At 45.0% G+C, this 20,308-nt stretch carries 12 protein-coding genes; 5 read left to right on the plus strand and 7 right to left on the minus strand.

The features are described from left to right. Positions 1-45: 45 nt before the first annotated feature. The 3 genes from BMW79_RS05600 to BMW79_RS05610 form a co-directional block, all read right to left on the minus strand. Positions 46-3,279 (minus strand): TonB-dependent receptor, encoded by a 3,234-nt coding sequence (locus BMW79_RS05600; protein ID WP_089891660.1) that lies wholly within the window; start codon positions 3,277-3,279, stop codon positions 46-48. A gap of 316 nt (positions 3,280-3,595) precedes the next feature. Beyond that, positions 3,596-4,054: a hypothetical protein gene (locus BMW79_RS05605; RefSeq protein WP_143059088.1), complete on the minus strand. Its 459-nt coding sequence runs from the start codon at positions 4,052-4,054 to the stop codon at positions 3,596-3,598. Positions 4,055-4,241: 187 nt separating this feature from the next. Next, entirely contained in the window at positions 4,242-4,643 is a 402-nt protein-coding gene (locus tag BMW79_RS05610) for a VOC family protein (protein ID WP_089891665.1), read from the minus strand. Between the two features lie 90 nt (positions 4,644-4,733). Here BMW79_RS05610 and BMW79_RS05615 point away from each other — a divergent pair, with 90 nt between their 5' ends. Next, positions 4,734-6,062, plus strand: coding sequence for an ATP-binding protein (locus BMW79_RS05615; RefSeq protein WP_089891666.1), 1,329 nt, complete (start codon positions 4,734-4,736; stop codon positions 6,060-6,062). A gap of 5 nt (positions 6,063-6,067) precedes the next feature. Further along, positions 6,068-7,288: a tetratricopeptide repeat protein gene (locus tag BMW79_RS05620; RefSeq protein ID WP_089891669.1), complete on the plus strand. Its 1,221-nt coding sequence runs from the start codon at positions 6,068-6,070 to the stop codon at positions 7,286-7,288. A gap of 85 nt (positions 7,289-7,373) precedes the next feature. Here BMW79_RS05620 and gyrB read toward each other — a convergent pair whose 3' ends face one another. Together gyrB and BMW79_RS05630 are read right to left on the minus strand one after the other, a co-directional pair. After that, the gene (gyrB, locus tag BMW79_RS05625; protein WP_089891671.1) at positions 7,374-9,356 is read right to left on the minus strand and encodes a DNA topoisomerase (ATP-hydrolyzing) subunit B; all 1,983 of its coding nucleotides are present in this window, start codon (positions 9,354-9,356) and stop codon (positions 7,374-7,376) included. 123 nt (positions 9,357-9,479) lie between these two features. Next, positions 9,480-11,159, minus strand: coding sequence for an AsmA family protein (locus BMW79_RS05630; RefSeq protein WP_089891672.1), 1,680 nt, complete (start codon positions 11,157-11,159; stop codon positions 9,480-9,482). Positions 11,160-11,316: 157 nt separating this feature from the next. Between BMW79_RS05630 and BMW79_RS05635 the strand changes: the two genes are divergently transcribed. Further along, positions 11,317-12,240: a helix-turn-helix domain-containing protein gene (locus BMW79_RS05635; RefSeq protein WP_089891674.1), complete on the plus strand. Its 924-nt coding sequence runs from the start codon at positions 11,317-11,319 to the stop codon at positions 12,238-12,240. A gap of 1,136 nt (positions 12,241-13,376) precedes the next feature. On the opposite strand, the gene BMW79_RS05640 is transcribed toward BMW79_RS05635, so the two are convergent. After that, positions 13,377-13,841, minus strand: a complete 465-nt coding sequence (locus tag BMW79_RS05640) for a PepSY-like domain-containing protein (RefSeq protein WP_089891675.1) — start codon at positions 13,839-13,841, stop codon at positions 13,377-13,379. A gap of 256 nt (positions 13,842-14,097) precedes the next feature. Between BMW79_RS05640 and ileS the strand changes: the two genes are divergently transcribed. Both ileS and BMW79_RS33825 read left to right on the plus strand, forming a co-directional pair. Beyond that, positions 14,098-17,424 (plus strand): isoleucine--tRNA ligase, encoded by a 3,327-nt coding sequence (gene ileS / locus BMW79_RS05645; RefSeq protein WP_089891677.1) that lies wholly within the window; start codon positions 14,098-14,100, stop codon positions 17,422-17,424. 6 nt (positions 17,425-17,430) lie between these two features. Continuing rightward, positions 17,431-18,477 carry a TraR/DksA C4-type zinc finger protein gene (locus BMW79_RS33825; protein WP_177192052.1) on the plus strand — a complete coding sequence of 349 codons (1,047 nt, stop codon included), beginning with the start codon at positions 17,431-17,433 and terminating at the stop codon, positions 18,475-18,477. A 103-nt stretch (positions 18,478-18,580) separates the two neighbouring features. Here the strand turns inward: BMW79_RS33825 and BMW79_RS05660 are convergent, their stop codons facing one another. Further along, complete coding sequence (locus tag BMW79_RS05660) at positions 18,581-20,095, minus strand: glycosyltransferase (protein WP_089891680.1); 1,515 nt, start codon at positions 20,093-20,095, stop codon at positions 18,581-18,583. Positions 20,096-20,308 lie beyond the last annotated feature (213 nt).

The raw sequence follows: 20,308 nt of genomic DNA on the forward strand, positions 1-20,308 counted from the left end.
TCCATTTGGAACCTCCTCTTTTGTGTTTTATAAAGACCAGTTAAATTAGAAGCTGTATCTCAGACCCAGCTGCATCTGATGACGGGATGCAAAGAAGTCTTTGGAGTAAGGCGTACCCGGATCGCTGTAGGTATAAGTAGGATAGTTGTTAACCACTTTACCGGTAGGCGTCAGACCCACACTCGCAGAGGAGTTGAAGGTGTTTGGTGAGAAGTAGGAAATACCCCAGTTCTTGTTCAGCAGGTTAGTAACATTCACGATATCGTAAGTAAGCGTGAGGGTGTGTACTTTTTTACCGGCGTTGAAGTTAAAGTCCTGGCTGAAACGGAAATCAGCTTGTGTATTCCATGGTGTACGTCCACCGTTACGTTCTGTGAAATCACCTTTGCGGCTGCTCAGGTATTTGTCGCTGTTTACGTGATCCATGAAAGCAGCAGCCTGTTGAGCGGCAGTTGCTCCACCCACTTTATCAGTAAAGAAGTTGGTAGCTTCGGTTACATCTTTTGGAATGTAAGCCAGGCTCACCTGCTGTGGTGTGTTCTGTACAGTAGCGTTTACGAAACCGTAGCTGAATGGCAGACCGGAAGAAGTATTGAAGAAGGCAGAGAAGTTAGATACCCATTTACCTTTAGTACCCCAGTCCTGTTTGTAGCTAACTGTAGCTACGATACGGTGACGAACATCGAAGTTGGAATAAGCCAGACCCGGATTGTTCGGGTTCAGTGCCTGGTTCAGCTGCCAGTTAGACTCCATGGAGTTACGGATACCGTTGGTGATATCTTTCGCTTGTCCGTAAGTGTAGGCAGTCATGAAGCTCAGACCAAACGGAAACACTTTGGAGATCTGACCGGTGATGCTGTAACGGTAACCTTTGTCGGTGTTAGACAGCAGGTATGCGTTTGTATACAGGGAGTTGATTTTTTTACCGGAGAAAATCGGCTGTTGTTTGTTTACATCGTACGCATAGTAAGTAGGGTTATCTGCCAGGTTTACCTGTTGGAATTGCAGATCCTTGATTACTTTGGTATAGATACCTTCGATGGTGAATTTCCACTGGTCATGGGTAGTGTAATCCAGGGCCAGGCTGCTTCTCCATACCTGTGGCATTTTGAAGTTGTTGTCGATCATATCTACCTGGGTAGCACCTGATGCATCTTTTACGTTTACACCATTCTGGGAAGCGAAATCAGCGATACCATTAGGAGAAGGTTTTGCTGCAGGCAGCGGACCGTTTACGAATGGTTTGCTGGAAGCTTTATTATCGTATGCACCATAAGTAACACCATTATTATAATAAGCGTAACCAATCCATGCAAAAGGAATACGACCGGTGAATAAACCGCTACCACCACGTAATACCAGGCTGTTGTCACCTTTGATATCGTAGTTGAAACCTAAGCGTGGAGAGAACTGTACGTTATTCAGGAAGTCATTTTTGATATCCTTTGGCTTAGTGTAAGTATAGGTATTACCGTAGTTAGGATCTTCCGGAGATTTGATCGTTTTGTCGCTCAGTGGTTGTTTGTTAGGAATACCGGTATAGTCTAAACGGATACCTGGAGTGATTTTGAAACGATCGGTCAGCTGAATTTCATCCTGTCCGTATAAGCTCAGCAGGTTTACCTTGAACTGTGCCGGCGGATTGTTCATGATGTAATCGCGGGAGTTATCGGTATAGTTGAAGTTACCACGAACACGTGCTGGTTTATTAGCCAGGAAATCGGCGATGCTGTCATAATCCAGACGACCGTTCCAGGAGTTTACGAAACCGTAAGTGATATTGTAGAACTCATTGTGTGTACCTACTGTAATGGTGTGGTTACCTTTAAACATGGTTACGTTATCCGTTATTTCAAACGTTTTTTGTTTCATGTTAAAGATACTTGCTTCACGGTCAGTACCCAGGAAGATAGTAGAACCTGGTGTTCTTCCTTTGATCTGGATCTGCGGTGTAGCAGGATCAGACAATGGGTCTCTGAAATCGTGAACGGAAGAATAACCCAGGATCAGGCTGTTGGACAGGAAGCTGTTGAAGTTACTTTTCAGTTCAGCAACAGTAGATGTCTGGTTATTGGTTTGTTTGAAGTCGATGCCTTTAAAACGGAAGTTCTGTTGGTCACGTTCCAGGTTGGTGGCTTCAGACGTGATGGTATTGTTGCGGATAGACAACTGGTGTTTCTCGTTGATATGCCAGTCTAACCTGTTGAAGAATTTGTTGGAGTTGGAATAGATGCTGGTATTACCTGCAGTACCCGCGTCTACGCCATAGCTTTTCATTAAAGCAGTGATATCAGCTGCATCTTTTTCTGTTAAGATACCGCCGTTGTCTTTAGAACCGGCAGCGAGGATCACCGGATCAACGCGACGGGTAATTTCTTCGTTGGTGAAGAAGAACAATTTATTCTTGATGATAGGGAAACCAACGCGAACACCAGTCTGGTATTCGTGGAAGTCGCTCGGTAATTTGGAACCGTCACCGGCGTTGTTTTTACCGATCATAGAAGCGTTACGGCCATAGCCATAAACGGAACCGTGTACTTCGTTGGTACCGCTGCGGGTTACTGCGTTTACGCTACCACCGAGGAAGTTACCGACTTTCACATCAAATGGAGCCAGTAATACCTGTACATCCTGGATCGCATCGAGGGATACCGGGTTGGTACGGGTGCTGCTTCCTGGCTGACCGCTGGTGCTGCTCTGTCCACCTAAGGAAGGGCTGAAACCAATCGCATCATTGTTGATGGCGCCATCCAGCGTTACGTTATTGTAACGGTAGTTGGTACCCAGGAATGAGTTATTGTTACTCTGTGGCGTAACTTTCGTCAGGTCCTGCAGGCTGCGGCTCAGGGATGGCAGCTGTTTGATCTGCTCCTGTCCTATTTTGGTGCCACCGGATTTGCCGGCGCCGGCAGTACCAGTTACTACTACTTCACTTAAAGCGGTAGATTCTTCCTGGAGTTTAAAGTTGAAACTGGTAGTTCCCAGTCCGAGGTTAACATCTGATTTTACTTCTTTCTTATATCCAATGAATGAAACGGTGATAGTATAAGGACCACCGGGATTGAGGTTTGGCAGATTATAACGGCCGTCTGTGTTGGTCTGTACACCGGATTTGGCGCCGGTGCTGTTGTTAACTATTACTACTGTAACGCCAGGAATAGCCTGACCTCCCGGATCGGATACTTTACCCGAAATCACGGAAGTGGTCACCTGTGCCTGCGCATTGTTGTAAAAAAGAATTACAAGGAAGCTAGCTAATAGCGTAAAGAATGATTTCATAAACTGTTTTGTAAGTATTTACAGGTGCAAAGGAAACAGTCTGATGCAACCAGAATGTTAACAGATTATTACGGAATTGTTAAGGAGTACATAAAGCCACCATTAAAAATGCCTTTGCTTGCCTTTTTGCGTTAAAATACTATCAGAAATGAAGGTTCAATTTAACCTTAATGTTAACAGTGTTGTTAAAAGGGGGTATGTTTTATTTGTTAACTGAGGGTAAACAATAAACAATATAATATAACCTTAACGTATATACGAATTAAAAAGCCCCGCCTTTAGAGGCAGGGCAGGTGAGAAAGTTCATCAAATGTGTTTAATAAATTTCGACTTTGAAAGTCCCGTCCGTTAAAGGTTTTTCGGTTTCACCACTTATTAATACACCGGAGAATGTACCCTCCGCGTGTTTACTATTAATGCTCGTTATCGTCACTTTGACTGTTTTATTCAGGTACCCAGGTTCTTTCTGCTGAATGTCCATCAGCGACATCTCTACGTCTTCCTGGTAGGTGCCTGCCTTGATGGAATCAGGAAAGGTGATCATCATTTCCATATGATGACCGAAATTGTTGGTCACACCATCTATAACCAGTGTTTTCTTGTGGGCATATACCGTGTCTGTTACATAAGCCTCCGTAGAGTTTGACTGGTATTGCACGCCATCCAGTTTAAAGGAGAAGCTGCTGGTAGGTTTGGTGTCATTCTTTTTATCGCAGGAACAAAGCATCGTTCCTAAAGCAGCGATGAAGGCTACCATTAAGAGTTTCATTCTCATAACATTATAGTTTTTCAGGTATGCCGGTTTACCAGGAGAAAACCAGTGCCGGCCACTTTTTGTGCAGCCGGCAATTAGTTAATTAGACATAGGATACTGGTTAGGTTCTGTTGGCATAGGGATAATAAGGCTGCAATATATATTAATATTTACTAATTAAATAATTTATATATAGATAGCGCGTTAATTAATTGTTTTCTCCGCCGGCAAGTTGTACCAGGATGATCTCATTACCATACAGATCCAGGAAATGCAGAAAGGTAGCTTCGGGTGTAATTACCGGTTCCCGGCGAATGATTACATCGTTGTCCAGCAGTTGCCGGTGATAGGCATTAAAGTCGTCTGTATATAACACCAGCAGAGGTTGTTCTCCGGCCTGTCGCCCCACCAGAGCCCTTTGCTCCGGTCCATCGGCCTGTAGCAGCCATACGCCTGATTGCTCCCCTGCCGAAGGCGCCAGGTGGAGGTATCTTTGTCCATTTGTAGTGGCATCAAACAACTTATGAAAGCCGAGTTTGTTTTCATAAAAGAAGCCAGCGTCATCGTAGTTATTAACCAGGATGACTACGCGGCCAAGTGTATTTTTCATATGCGTGGAAATTTAGGCACAATTAACAATTTTTTTGCGGCCGAATTGCGTATTATTACGGGGTTAGTGAATCATTAAAAGAAGCACATTATGTCATCGGAAGTAATAAAGCAATTACAGGAGGCGGTACAGTTTTCGCCGGAGAATGTGCCTTTACGAATGCACCTCGCGCAGGTATTGTTGCAGGACTACGAATACATCGCCGCAGAAGAACAATACAGGAAAGTACTGGAACTCTCTTCTTCCAATACCGCAGCCCAGCTGGGCCTGGCGCGCACCTTTTATCATCAGCAGAAATATTCCGCTGCCATTGTGGTACTGGAACAACTGGAAAACAGGGAACCGGATCACTTCGATGCACTGTTACTGCACTGCCGCATCCTGGTAAAGGAACAATCCATGCCGGCAGCCAAAGAAGTATATCAGCATCTGTTGCAAATAAATCCAGGTTTCCGCGATGAAGCACTGGACAGTCTTTTCCGGGTAGCCCAGCAACCCTCTGCTTCTTTTAATAATGATGAGGAGGAAGATGAAGAAGGCGAAAGCCTGTTTATGCTGGAAAAACCGGAAATCAATTTTTCCGATGTGGGCGGCATGGAAAGGGAAAAACAGGAGATAGATCTGAAAATTATCAAGCCTCTCCAGTTTCCGGATCTGTATAAAGCTTACGGCAAAAAAGCCGGTGGCGGCATTTTATTGTACGGCCCTCCGGGCTGTGGTAAAACCTACCTGGCCAAAGCTACCGCCGGACAGATACAGGCGGAGTTCATCAATGTAGGGATCCACGATGTACTGGACATGTGGGTAGGCACCAGCGAAAAGAACCTGCATAGCCTGTTTGAACTGGCCCGTCAGAGTAAACCCTGCGTGCTGTTTTTTGATGAGGTAGACGCCCTTGGCGCTAACCGTTCAGCGCTCCGTCAATCGGGCGCCACACACATCATCAACCAGTTCCTCGCAGAAATGGACGGCATTGCCGCCAGCAATGAGAACATTCTCATTATCGGCGCCACCAATGCACCGTGGAGCCTGGATCCCGCGTTCCGTCGCCCCGGCCGTTTCGATCGTATTATCTTTGTAGCGCCACCGGAAACAGATGGCAGGGAAGAAATCCTGAAACTGCAACTGCGCAACAAGCCGGTGAACGATATCGATTATAAGGCCCTGGCCAAAGCAACGCCCGGTTATTCCGGCGCCGATCTGAAAGCGATTGTGGATATCGCTATCGAAGAAAAACTGCTGGAAGCCCTGCAAAAAGGCGTACCGCAACCCATTACTCAGAAAGAATTATTAAAAGCCGCCAAAACACATAAACCCACCACAAGGGAATGGTTTAATACTGCCCGTAATTATGCGCTGTATTCAAATGAAACCGGTCTTTATGATGATGTATTGAAATACCTGGATATTAAGAAATAACGTTTATGGCTGTATTAATTCAGCGCGCTCAGATTTTAGTACAACAAGGCCGCTTCGAAGATGCCTTTGTCGCATTGCGGCAGCATCTGAGTACCAATGCACACGATACAGACGGCCTTTTCCTGCTGGCGGTATGTTACCTCGAAACAGGTAATACCGCCGAAGCAGCACAGGTAGCAAGCAATACCCTCGGCTTTGCACCTTACGACGACCGTTTCCTGTACCTCTTGTCAAGAATTGCTTTTCAAAAAAATCAATATAACGAGGCAATCAAAACCATCAGTGCAGCTGTGGCTATTAATCCTTACCGGGTCGATTATTTCGCCATGTGGAGCCAGATCCTGCTGTCGAGGAAAGAATACGAACCCGCCCTGCGCAAAGCAGAAGAAGGGCTGGCTATTAATCCGGAAGATGAAGCCTGTCTGAATCTCCGCTCCCACGCGCTTTTCCGGCTGGGTAAAAAGGAGGAAGCTTTTTCCAATCTGCATGAAGCACTGGAACATAACCCGGAGAACGCCTACACACACGCCAATCTCGGTTGGAGATGGCTGGAAGCCGGCGATCACCGTAAATCACTGGAGCATTTCCGCGAGTCATTAAAAATAGATCCCAATAACGATTGGGCGCGGCAGGGAATGGTGCAGGCCATGAAAGCAAGATACTGGCTGTACCGGCAATTCCTGAACTATGCGTTTTTTATGGGCAGACAAAAAGCCCGTACGCAATGGATCATTATCATCGCCATTTTTATACTGACACAGATTGCCAGCAGGGTATTTTTCCCGGTATATGTATTGCTGGCGTTAATGGCTATCTCTACGTGGCTGATTGCCCCGGTAAGTAACCTGTTCCTCCGCTTGAATCCTTACGGCAGATATGCGCTCAGTAAAGAGCAAACACAGGTGTCCAATATCGTAGGTGTGTTGTTGTCGGTTGCTTTACTGGCTGCTGCCGGTTATTGGGCTACCAATATGCAGGGATTGCTGGCGTTATGTCTTTGCAGTGGAATCATGTTATTGCCGGCTGCCGGATTTTATATCCCGGAAAGCCAGAAAAACCGCCGTATCATTCGCTGGTATACCATTGGCCTGGCCGCAATGGGCGCACTCGGTGTAGGATTCGCTTTTGTGGTAAATGATGCGTTTAATATATTCGTTACCGTTATGCTGATAGGAGTATTCCTGTACCAGGTGCTGGCGAATTATATTTTAACGAGAGAAGGATAAAAAAAGAAGATCTCTTTATAAACAAAAAATCCTGCCGTTTTCAGTGGCAGGATTTTTTGTTTATAACTATAACGTATATACGTAATTAAGCATCAATCTTCGCATACTTCGCGTGAGATTCAATGAAGGCTCTGCGTGGAGGAACTTCATCACCCATCAGCATACTGAATACGCGGTCTGCTTCTGCAGCGCTTTCAATAGTTACCTGTTTCAGGGTACGGTGTTCCGGGTTCATGGTAGTATCCCACAGCTGTTCTGCGTTCATCTCACCCAAACCTTTATAACGCTGAATGGTTACACTGTCTTCTTTACCGCCGCCTGCAAGTCTTACAGTTGCTTCTTTACGCTGTTCTTCCGTCCAGGCGTAAGTCTGTTCTTTTCCTTTTTTCACGAGGTACAGTGGTGGTTGTGCAATGTACACATAACCCTGTTCCACCATGGCTTTCATATAACGGAAGATAAAGGTGAGGATCAGCGTCGCAATGTGACTACCATCCACATCGGCATCCGTCATGATGATCAGCTTGTGATAGCGGAGTTTGGAAAGATTCAGTGCTTTATCATCTTCTTCTGTACCGATAGTTACACCGAGTGCAGTAAAGATGTTTTTGATTTCATTGTCTTCGTAGATCTTGTGCTCCATGGCTTTCTCCACGTTCAGGATTTTACCACGCAGCGGCAGGATCGCCTGATAGTTACGGTTACGGCCCTGTTTCGCTGTACCACCTGCGGAGTCTCCTTCGACAAGGTACAGTTCACATTTGGTAGGATCGTTATCGGAGCAATCGGCCAGTTTACCAGGTAAACCACTACCGGTCATTACGCTTTTGCGCTGTACCAGCTGACGTGCTTTACGGGCGGCTTCACGGGCCTGTGCGGCGAGTACTACCTTGTTGATCACTATTTTAGCTTCGCGTGGATTTTCCTCCAGGAAAGCATCCAGTACGGCAGCTACAGAACTATCTACCACCCCCATTACATCGGAGTTACCGAGTTTGGTTTTGGTTTGTCCTTCAAACTGAGGCTCAGGAACTTTCACACTGATAATAGCGCTCAATCCTTCGCGGAAGTCATCTCCGGTAACTTCTACCTTCGATTTCTCAAACATTTTATTTTTATCACCATAGGATTTGAATACACGGGTAATGGCACGGCGGAAACCGGCCACGTGTGTACCACCTTCAATGGTGTTGATATTATTTACGTAGGAGAAGATGTTTTCACTGAAAGCATCATTGTACACCAGTGCCACTTCTACCGCTACATTGGAAGCTGCATCATGTGTTTCTACATAAATGGGACCTGGTAACAGTGGGTTACGGCGACCATTTTTGTCGAGCATCTGGATAAACTCCTTGATACCGCCTTCGCTGTAGAAAGTTTCAGAGAAGAAGTTGCCTTCTTCATCTTTTTCGCGCTCGTCGGTTAAGGTAATTTTGATTTTACGGTTCAGGTAAGATAACTCACGTAAACGGCCTGCGAGAATTTCGCGGTTGTATGTGGTTTCTTTAAAGATCTCACCATCTGGCTTGAAGTGAACGGTGGTACCGGTAATTTCACTGGTGCCTACTTCACGCACAGGATACTGTGGCGCACCACGGTGATATTCCTGTTCAAATAATTTACCTTCTCTTTCTACCGTTACATACAGCCTGTCACTCAGGGCATTCACGCAGCTCACACCCACACCGTGCAAACCACCAGACACCTTGTAAGTGTTCTTGTCAAATTTACCACCTGCGTGGAGTACCGTCATTACTACTTCCAGGGCAGAACGTCCTTCCTTTGGAATGATACCGGTGGGGATACCACGGCCATCATCTTTAACCCGGATGGAATTATCTTCCAGAATGGTAACATCAATATTTTTGCAGTACCCGGCCAATGCTTCATCGATAGAGTTATCTACGACCTCATAAACAAGGTGGTGGAGACCCTTGATGCCAATATCGCCGATATACATGGCAGGACGCTTCCTAACGGCTTCCAGTCCTTCCAATACCTGTATACTCCCTGCATCATATCCGTTGCTGCTGGGGCTGGGTGCTTGCACTAATTCTTCGCTCATATGTTGGTGTAAAATCTATTAGAAATAAAATCGGTAGACAATCATGCAAAAATACGAAAAATAAGCCTTATTTCCTCAAAAGAAGGGCTGTTTTTATGTGGTGAGGATCCACCATTTTTTCCACTAGAGATTTCCAGCACCAGCAATGTCTTTTACCCCTGTAAATAAAGTTTTCCACACGAGGTTAAAAAACGATTTCTGGATGTCCCGGGTATAGTTGACATCGGCTGTACGGACTTTTTCGTCTTTTAATGGGTTGTCTGATTTGATTACCAATGCGTTAGCTACGAAACTAATCAATCCTTTCCGTTTATATCCCTCATGGTCTTTATCCTGTTTCAAAACGGCAATTTTCAGGTTTTGGTACAACAGCTTTACATGTCCGCTTGCTTTTCGCTCGTCTCCTTTAATATTAAAGGTCAGTTCCCGGATATCGCAGGATTTAATCTCAATTTTTCCCAGCGGCTGGGTAATCACATTGAGATCCTTACCATTCATATTATTGAGCTGACCGGCCACATCGAACCGCCCTGCTTTATCGTTCAACAGGAAGTCGAACCGGGCCGTGAGTTTACCACTCTGCATAAAAACCGCGTCCAGATCAGCCGTCATATGCTTGTTTTTAGCCACCAGGCTATCAATATTGGTAATATGATGAAACCGGCCATGTACATGACTGAAGTTGATTTTACCGGCTTTGCCGGTTACCGGGCTTAGCTCGGTATACTGCAAATTGATATTACTGCCGTTGAGCGTATCGATGTTCAGCGGGGTATTCAGCTTAGCCAGCAGCTGGTGGGGATATTGCCCCAGTTTATTGCCCGGAGGCATGGGCAGCGTACGATCCCGGTAAATATCTACTTTCCCGCTCTGGATATTGACCCGCTGTGCCCAGATCTGTTGCTCCTGGAGCAACAGCCGTGGATTCAGGTTATGAAGGCTGATATCATTAAATACCACCTCAAACCGGTCCTGCTGCACGCCATTTTTCCGCTGAAAAGCAGCCCTGTCGTACCGGGGTTGCAGTTCAAAGCGGGCTACATGAAGGGTACGAAGGGCCGCGTCGTACCTGATCCCACGTACATTCATCCAGTAAAGACTGTCGCGGGTACGGTTCATATAGTCCTTCATCCCTATTTCGTAGTTGCGGGCATATAAAAAACGGGTAGGATCATCCAAAGCCACAGAGTCAATCAGGAAATCGTTGATACGCACCCGCAGATTGTGGAACTGATGAATCACCCGGGAAGAATCTTTCCGGATAAACACATATTTCACATTGGTGCTGTCCAGCACCAGTTTGCCGATGAAAATGGATTTCATTTTGGTAGATATGTTCTGGTAGGCCGTTTTGGGCTTGCTGGTATCTTTTACGGTAGCATTTTGTTCCAGGATGATACTGGGGCCGGTAACCGTCAGGAATCCGGCACTGAGATTTTTCCCGATGAAGTAGCGCCAGGGCTTGAAGTATTTGATTTCCAGGCGCTCTACGCTGATCGTATAAACGTCGGAAGGGGCTCTTTGCTGGGCCAGCAGTCGCTGATAAACGGCCGAATCGGCCACCATACTGGCCTGCTCAATGGTAACGCTGCCAGACAATACGTCCAGGTGCAGGTCTTTGAACTTAACGGAATAGAGACTGTCCGACAAATCGGACACATATCCCTGCAGTTCGCGTTTCAGGAGTTTATTCCAATGTTGATTAAGGTACCAACCGGTGCCCAGCACCAGCAGGGTAAGAATTCCCGCCACTGTGAGTACGATCTTAACCAGTCTGCGTATATTAAAGCCGTTTTTTGCCATCTGTAAAGCATAAACGAAATTTGTACCAATAAGTGCAGGTTTTGGCCCCGGAAGGATGGGGTAGTTTGTAACTGTATTGTCAAAACGTATTTGTTTAAAAAACGAATCCCTAAATTTGTGACTTCGATAACAGCACGGCGTTAAAAAAACAGATAAAGTGAAAGAAATTCAGGAAATATTGTCTTTAGCCATTCCGCAGCCCGCGATGAGCGACCAGTTACAACTGGCGGAGCAGGATAGTGTGTCAGTACCCGACTGTCTTGATTTTACATTACAACGTTTTACATACGACAAGCCGTTACCGGTAGAAGATGTGGCCATGGTGATTTACCAGCCGGCTAAACGGGGGCAGTCTGCCGCCATTGAGCTGCGGTATTGTGTGGCAGGCAGCAAATATTGCAAGAATCCAACCTGCACAGACCAGCTTTGCTCAGAAGGAAAGAAGGAAGCCTGCAATGACAGGGTGCCTTCCGTTGATCTGATCACGGTTCGCTTCCAGCCTGCATTTATCCAATCCCTGCAGAAAGGCACTACCACCTTCTCTTTATTCGAAAATCAGTCCCGCAAACCTTTCGTGAAAACCATTCAGCCTTGTACGAAGTCCAAATCCGTGCTGGAAACAATGGTACATCATGATTATGAAGGGATTCTGAAAAATATATTCCTGCAAAGCCGTGCGCTGGACCTGTTATTATACAGTTCCGACCAGTTTATGCAGAATGACACCGACGAACGCTATGGTTGCCGCTTCCTCACTCACCTGGAAGACCGCGAAAAGATAGAAAACGCCCGTGGTATCCTGCTGGAGCAGCTCGACTCTCCTATTACCATCAGGGATCTCGCCCGTCGGGTGGCTATGAATGAGTGTTATCTCAAAAAAGGCTTTAAAGCCATGTATGGTACCACTATATATGATTACTTCCAGAAAGAGAGAATGGAAAAGGCCAAAGGTCTTTTGTATGAAAAGGGGATGTCTGTTTCTGAAGTGGCCATGTTAATGGGATATTCCTGCATTTCGCATTTCTCCACTGCCTTTAAGAAGCATACCGGTTTAAAACCGTGTGAGCTTTTACTACGCTAAGCATTTACCTGCTTTTTTATTTCCTGCGTGATTTTTCGCTATAAGCTTACTCCTGGCCGCTTTCATGGCTCAGATACCTGATTTCAGGATAAATTTGCTCCCTATCGGGCAGGTTTTTCCTTTTTCGATCATTTGTTTTCCCGAATTGAAAAACGGAAGATAAAAGATAGGTGTTTCTTTGTAACACGATAGGCAAATATCCATTTGCGATTCCTATAAGCTTCCTTATCAGATTTGACCATGGAAGAAGCTTGGCTGGCAAAAGTAAGTAAAGCCATAAATCATACTTGCATGAATATCAAACACCATTGAAATTAAGTGCAATATGCCAGAAAAGTTTCTACCAGATTTTATAAAGTCGTCCGCTTTCGCGGGCGACTTTTTTTATGGGCCTGGCACCCTTCTCTATGCTGAAAAGGTTCCCACATAAATGACGGTCGGTAAGCAAGGATTTTAGCTATAGATAACAGCTATTTTATAGTTATGGGTTATATGGCGCGGAATTATATTTTATATAGGGCTTAACTAGGGCTAGGCTCTGAAACTCATATTGGTAGCGACTATGCGGCAGTGCATTTAGACATACTCCTCATTTTTGGTTAAAACAGATAAACCTTTTATCCGGGAGGGGGAAGTGATAGATGCTCTTCAGGAAGCAGTGCGTGCTAAATTTGGGAATACTGCTCTTCAGGTTGATGATGGTAGCTCACCAGGGCAATAATAGCGGGAACAATCGCTGGTGCTGACTCCGGAGTAGTACTGTGGCTGTTGAAAGTTTTGTGAGGAGAAAATAAAAGAATGGCTTAACAGCGGGGCGTTGCAGGTTCTGCCGTTGGGGAAAATTCCCATATTGGGAAATGCATGACTTCGTTTTGTGGGCAATGTTACCTACATCCGGATTCAAGGTTATAATGGCCTGTCTCTGGAAATGAATTCATGTTTGTGAAAAGGAAAGATAGTTGGCGGTTGTGAGGTTGAGGGAGAAAAGCGGAGGGTTGTTACAGGTAAAAAACAGCTGGATCGGATGTTATGTTTAGGCAGGAGTGCTTACCAGTGAGTATAGAAAATGAAAAACCCCGCCCAAAAGAGCAGGGTCTGTCCTATTTATCCCTATACCTATGAAATACTTGTTTGTGTTATTCAGTGATGGTACCAGTTTCATTCAGCAACACTGCCTTGTCCGTACCGTTATCCTGAATATTGATTTTGTAGTATGAAGCTACATCTGATCTCTCAATTTTCCAGCCATCTTTTATGGTTGCTGCCGGATATTTTGTTTTCAGTGTACCAGACACTGCTTCCGGGAGAGTTTGAGCATCATAAGCGCTTCTTGTGGCAATCCATTTGCCATCTGCATCATACTCTGCTAAAGTGTTTATATTGTCTTTTTGGAAACTTGCTGTCCAATGTCCTGCACTTGTCTTTGTCCACTTAGCTGCTGATGTTCCCGCAAAATTCTGATCAAAAGAACTCTTAACTGCCTCAGGTGCCTGCACCGTTTTAGCAACTACTTTTGTTTTCTTAACTGATTTTTTTTGCTGTGCAAAAGTTATGCCGGAAGTGAATAGAACCGCGCAAAATATTAACGTCAACTTTTTCATATTCGATATGGTTTTTTCCGTTGGGTTAAAATTAACTACTAGGTTTTTCTAATTCTTCCTGGCAAATTATCTAAAACAATGCCAAAAACGCAGTTTCTCAATTCTTTATTGCAAATTACGAAAAAAACAATAAAAAATATTTAAAAAGGATTGTTTTTAGCAAAGATGACTATTTAGGAGCCAGCCTATTTTCTTAACTTTGCACAATTTTAATCAATTATTGTCTAAATAACATCAAAGGGCGGGGAATTGTTTTATGTCCAGCAAATATCAGGAATATAGCCAGTTGAATTTACCTCAGATCGAGAAAGATATACTGCAACATTGGGAGCAGCACCAGACTTTTGAGAAAAGTGTGGACGTGCGCGAAGGCGCCACTCCTTTTGTATTTTATGAAGGACCTCCAAGTGCCAATGGTTTGCCTGGCATTCACCACGTTATTTCGCGTACTTTAAAAGACCTCGTGTGCCGTTACAAAACTATGCAGGGTTTCCAGGTAAAGCGTAAAGGCGGATGGGATACCCATGGTTTGCCGGTGGAACTGGGTGTTGAGAAGACGTTAGGGATTACGAAAGAAGATATTGGTAAAAAGATTTCCATTGCGGAATATAATGATACCTGCCGCAGGGAAGTCCTGAAGTATAAGGATAAATGGGATGACCTGACCCGTCAGATGGGATATTGGGTAGATCTGAAGGATCCTTATATCACTTTTGATAATAATTATATTGAAACACTCTGGTGGTGTTTACAAACCCTTTATAAAAAAGGATTTTTATATAAAAGCGTAAGCATTCAGCCTTATTCTCCCGCTGCAGGTACAGGTTTAAGTTCCCATGAACTGAACCAGCCCGGTACTTATAAGGATGTAAAGGATACTACAGTAGTAGCGATGTTTAAGGCGCTTAAAGCTGATAACTCGCAGTTCCTTTTTGACGCCGCCGGATCAGAAGAGGTGTTTTTCCTCGCGTGGACTACTACCCCATGGACGTTACCATCCAATCTGGGTTTAACAGTGGGCGCTAACATAGAGTATGTACTGGTAAATACATTTAATCCTTATACGCACCTGCCGGTGAGTGTGGTGCTGGCGAAAGCATTGCTGGGCAAATATTTCAAGGCAGAAGCTGAAAACGCTGATTTCACCGCTTACCAGGAAGGCGATAAGGTGATTCCGTGGAAAATCCTGACCAGTTTCAAAGGCAGTCAGCTCGAAAATATCCGTTACGAACAATTATTACCATTTGCGCAACCGGAAGAGGGCGATCCTTTCCGCGTTATCCTGGGTGATTTTGTGACCACGGAAGATGGTACTGGTATTGTGCACACCGCTCCTGCTTTTGGTGCGGACGATAACCGGGTGGGTAAGAAGTATGGCATTGGCATTTTAACACTGGTAGACAGGACGGGTAAATTCACAGATAATGTGGGTGAGTTCTCCGGTCGCTATGTGAAGAACTATAAGGATGATCCTGACTATAAAGATGTAGACGTAGATATTGCCGTAAAGCTGAAGAAAGAGAATCGTGCTTTTAAAGTAGAGAAGTACGAGCATACTTATCCGCATTGCTGGCGTACAGATAAACCTGTATTATATTATCCGCTGGATGCATGGTTTATCAAAACCACAGCTGTAAAGGACCGGATGGTGGAATTGAATAAAACCATCAACTGGAAGCCTGCTTCCACTGGTACCGGCCGTTTTGGCAACTGGTTGGAGAATATGGTGGACTGGAACCTCAGTCGTAGCCGTTATTGGGGTACACCTTTACCTATCTGGCGTACAGAAGATGGAAGTGAAGAGATCTGTATCGGTGGTATAGAAGAACTGAATGCCGAAATCCGTAAGGCAAACCAGGTATTGGGTGGCGATGTGAATAAATCCTATCTCCATGAAGGTATCCTGGATCTGCATAAACCATACGTCGATGATATCATCCTGGTGAGCGCATCTGGTAAACCGATGCGTCGTGAACCAGATTTGATTGATGTTTGGTTCGACAGCGGCGCCATGCCTTATGCACAGTGGCATTATCCTTTTGAAAATAAGGAGTTGGTAGATAATGGAAAGGCCTTCCCGGCTGATTTTATTGCGGAAGGTGTAGACCAGACACGTGGCTGGTTCTATACTTTGCATGCCCTGGGTGTGATGCTGTTTGATAGTGTGGCTTACAAAACTGTGGTTTCCAATGGACTAGTATTGGATGCAAAGGGACAGAAAATGAGCAAGCGCCTTGGCAACGTGGTAAACCCCTTCGAAACCATTGAAAAATTCGGTGCAGATGCCACCCGTTGGTACCTGATCACGAATGCATCGCCATGGGATAGTCTGAAGTTTGATATTAAAGGTATAGGTGAAGCACAGCGCAAGCTGTTTGGTACGCTGTACAATACATATAATTTCTTCGCTATGTATGCGAATCTTGATAACTTTACTTTCAAGGAGGCATACATACCGTTGGCTGAACGTCCGGAAATTGATCGTTGGATCATTTCGGTGTTGAATACCCTGGTGAAGGATGTAACCAGCAGCTTTGATGATTATGAGCCAACGCAGGCGGGCAGAGCAGTGGAACGTTTTGTGGATGAGCAGCTGAGTAACTGGTATGTTCGTTTATGCCGTCGCCGGTTCTGGAAGGGGGAATATGAGCACGATAAAATCAGTGCGTACCAGACATTATATGAATGTCTGGAAAAAATTACACAACTGATGGCCCCGGTTTCCCCATTTTTCACCGATTGGTTATTTAACAACCTGAACCGCGTGAGCGGCCGCAGTAATGCTGAATCCGTTCACCACACTGATTTTCCTGTGTTAGATGCGGGTGCAGTGGATACAGATCTGGAAGAAAGGATGCAGTTGGCGCAGGATATTTCCTCACTGGTATTATCCTTGCGTAAGAAGGTGAACATTAAAGTTCGTCAGCCTTTGCAGAAGATTTTAATTCCGGTGGCGAATGCCCATATGCAGGAACAAATAGAATTGATAGCAGACCTCATAAAAAGTGAGGTCAATGTCAAAGGGATTGATTATCTTACGGAAACGGAGGGTTTTATCAAGAAAAAGATTAAGCCCAACTTCAAGTCGCTTGGTGGCAAAATGGGAGCAAAGATGAAATCTGTAGCAGCCGCTATCGGTGAGTTTACAGCAGCAGAAATTGCCACTATCGAGCGCGACGGCCAATTCAACCTGGTTGTGGAAGGAGAGCAGTTGCAAATCCAACTCTCTGATGTAGAAATCATTTCTGAAGATATTCCGGGATGGACAGTAGCTAATAAAGGCGCCTTAACGGTAGCGCTTGATATTACTATTACTCCTCAGCTACAGGATGAAGGTAATGCCAGGGAACTGGTAAACCGGATACAAAAAATCCGTAAGGACAGTGATTTTGCGTTGACAGACAGGATTAATGTAACGGTGGAAACGGTGGAGGCGCTCAAGTCGGCCATTGTGAACTATAATGACTATATTTGCACGGAAATTTTGGCAGATAGCCTGGAATTAGTGGAGCGATTACAAGATGGTACAGAAATAGAGGTGAATGACCTTAAATTTAATGTATTAGTTAACAAAAAAAGCTAATCCCCCATGGCAACAAAAAAGAAGGTTGCTAGTAAAACGACCCAAAAGGCAGCTCCGGCTAAAAAGACTGTGGCAAAGGCATCAACAGCAAAAAAAGCTGCCAAACCTGTTGCTCCGGTGAAAAAAGCGGCGCCCGCTCCCAAGAAAGCAGCTGCAAAAGCAGCCCCTGCAAAGGCGGCTCCTAAGGCAGCGGCAAAACCAGCAGCCGGAAAAGCCGTGGTAACTAAAAGCACTGCCAAAAAAGCCGCTCCGGCGCCTGTAAAAGCAGTGAAAAAGGCCCCTGCCTTACCAAACAGTAAAACATCATCCGTCAAGAAAGTTGCTGTACCTGCAAAATCGACCGTTAAAAAAGAGCCTGCTGTAAAGCAGCAAGTGGTAACGAAAAGTGTTTCCGCTGAAAAAGAGAAACCATTTATTTCTAAGTCAGAAGAAAAAGAACTTAAAACGATGGCAGTAAAGAAAGCAGATACTAAGGTAGAAGTTGCTAAGGAAAAAGAATCCACAAAAAAAGCAGCCGAAAAGCCTGTTGTTAAGGCTGAAAAGTCAGTAAAGGCGGAAAAATCCGAGAAACCCGAAAAAACTGAAAAATCTGAGAAAAAAGGTGGAAAAGCTACCCTGGTAACTTATCAACCTGAATTCACCAAGTCAGTGCTGGATCAACCAGCACAACCTACTGGTCCTGTATACAGATACAGTGATTCAGACCTGCAGGAGTTTAGAGAACTGATCCAAAAGAAGCTGGAATCAGCTAAAAAGGAGCTCATCTATCTGCAAGGCCTGATCACCCGCAAAGACGAGGCAGGTACTGACGATACTGAAAACAAATACATGAGCATGGAAGATGGCAGTGGCTCCCAGGAAAGAGAGCAGCTGAACCAGATGGCCAGCCGTCAGATCCAGTTCATCGATCACCTGGAAAAAGCGATGATGCGTATTGAAAATAAAACCTATGGTATTTGCCGCGTAACCGGTAAACTCATAGATAAAGCGCGCCTCAGAGCTGTTCCTCACGCTACATTGAGCATTGAAGCTAAACTGGCTAAAAGTAAATAAGTCTTAATTTCATTAAGACAGAAAAGGCGCAGCGGTTATCCGCTGCGCCTTTTTCTTTATCATATCTTGCGTATCTAAGGGTATATCCTATAGCGTTTTATATTTAACAGGCGGCCACTTCTTTCTTGCTGCGTAACTGGCGCACGGCCAGGTAAATCAGCCCCGCTCCTGCCAGCCCTATCAGGCTGCCTACACCAATGTTCCGCGCCTGTTTTTTTGAAATAGCAGGCAATTTGATCCCAAATTTAGCCGGACTGGCCTGGGCAATGTCCAGCAAAGGCGCCAATGATAAACCACTGATGATTTTATCGGCAACCTTTTCTACAACACTACTCGGATATTGTGGACAAAAAGCAACGCCTATACCTGCTTCTGCTAATAAACGTACATCGCGTTTCCCATCTCCCACATAAATAATATTCTGGGTATTTATATGATATTGCTCTGAGATATAGGGAAACATATTGCTTTTGCTGTATTGTCCGCCTTTCATGAAGTAATCGGCTATGGTGAACTCGCCGGTAGCTACACTGTTTACCAGGTGCAGTTTGTTGGCAAATACGAAGTCCATTCCCAGCTGATTCTTGATATGACGGGCTACTGTACCAAAGCCATCAGTGATAATACCGCAGGCATAACCGCGTTTCTTCAGCTCCTGCACTATTTCCCGGATACCCGGTACCAATGGAATAGCATCCGCTACTTCCAGCAACTCTGCAATGTTGCGCCCTTCAAAGAGCGTGGCTTTCAGGTGCATGGTGGTTTCCGCATCATGTCCGGCAGCTTCAATTTCCTGCAACGCTTCTTCCTGTCCAAAGGCCACTGCGGCCCATTGCATATAGTCTTGTGTAAAAACAGCATGATCAAGGTTGAAGATGACCATCTTCTGTAACTTATCAATAGATTCCAGGATTGAATACTCCATCTGCTCCCTGATCAGGTTAATATTACCCAGTGTTTCCAGGTTTTCCTGCGGGATATTTTCTGCTTTTCGGAGAATGGTACGGGATACCTCTCTCGACATTTTACTCAGCTGTTCCCAGGTTTGCATGGCATTTTCCACCTTTCCGATATTAGCCTCTGTAATACGGGCGCCCAGGTTATGCATATCTATGAGCAGGCCTATATCTACACCATAATCATTTTCAAAATGTACACGCGAGAGAAATGATTTGCGGGCTGCAATCATACCGCTGAGTGGTTGCTGAAAATGTGAAAGATCCGGGAATAAGATACTCAGCAGTGGCTTGGCCACCAATTGGGTGACCCTGCCTGCCTGCCTTTCAAAGTAGGATTTGACGAAGTCTGCTTCATCTTTTTCAATAGGACCAGTTAATAGGTCTATAATATTGTCGGGGTAGGTAAGGATATCGCCATCCACATAGGCAATGATATCATGTTTTGCTGCCATCATACCTTCGCGCATGGATATTCCCTTGCCGCGCTGGCTACTGGTGATTACCCGTACATGCTCTTTCATGGCCTCTTCCACGGTATTGTCGGTGGAATTATCATCTACTACAATGATCTCAATTTTACGGGTCGTTTTCTTTACGGTTTTAATTACCTGGCGTATGGTAGCACCTTCGTTTAATACAGGAATTACGATAGATATCATAGGAGTTCGCTATGTTAAAAGGTTAAAAAATAGTGCTGCAAAGAGCTGGTGTTGGCATTGTCAGGGCGCATCAATAACAAAAACCGTACCCATTAACCCGGAATGAGAAGAAGAAAATATTAAGGAAAGCGAGACGGGGATTGGTTCATAAACAAATACGTCCCGCATAGTGGGCGGGACGTATTTATTACGTATATACTTTAACGTTAGGAG

Source organism: Chitinophaga arvensicola, assembly GCF_900110835.1.
In the GTDB taxonomy this organism is placed as follows: domain Bacteria; phylum Bacteroidota; class Bacteroidia; order Chitinophagales; family Chitinophagaceae; genus Chitinophaga; species Chitinophaga arvensicola.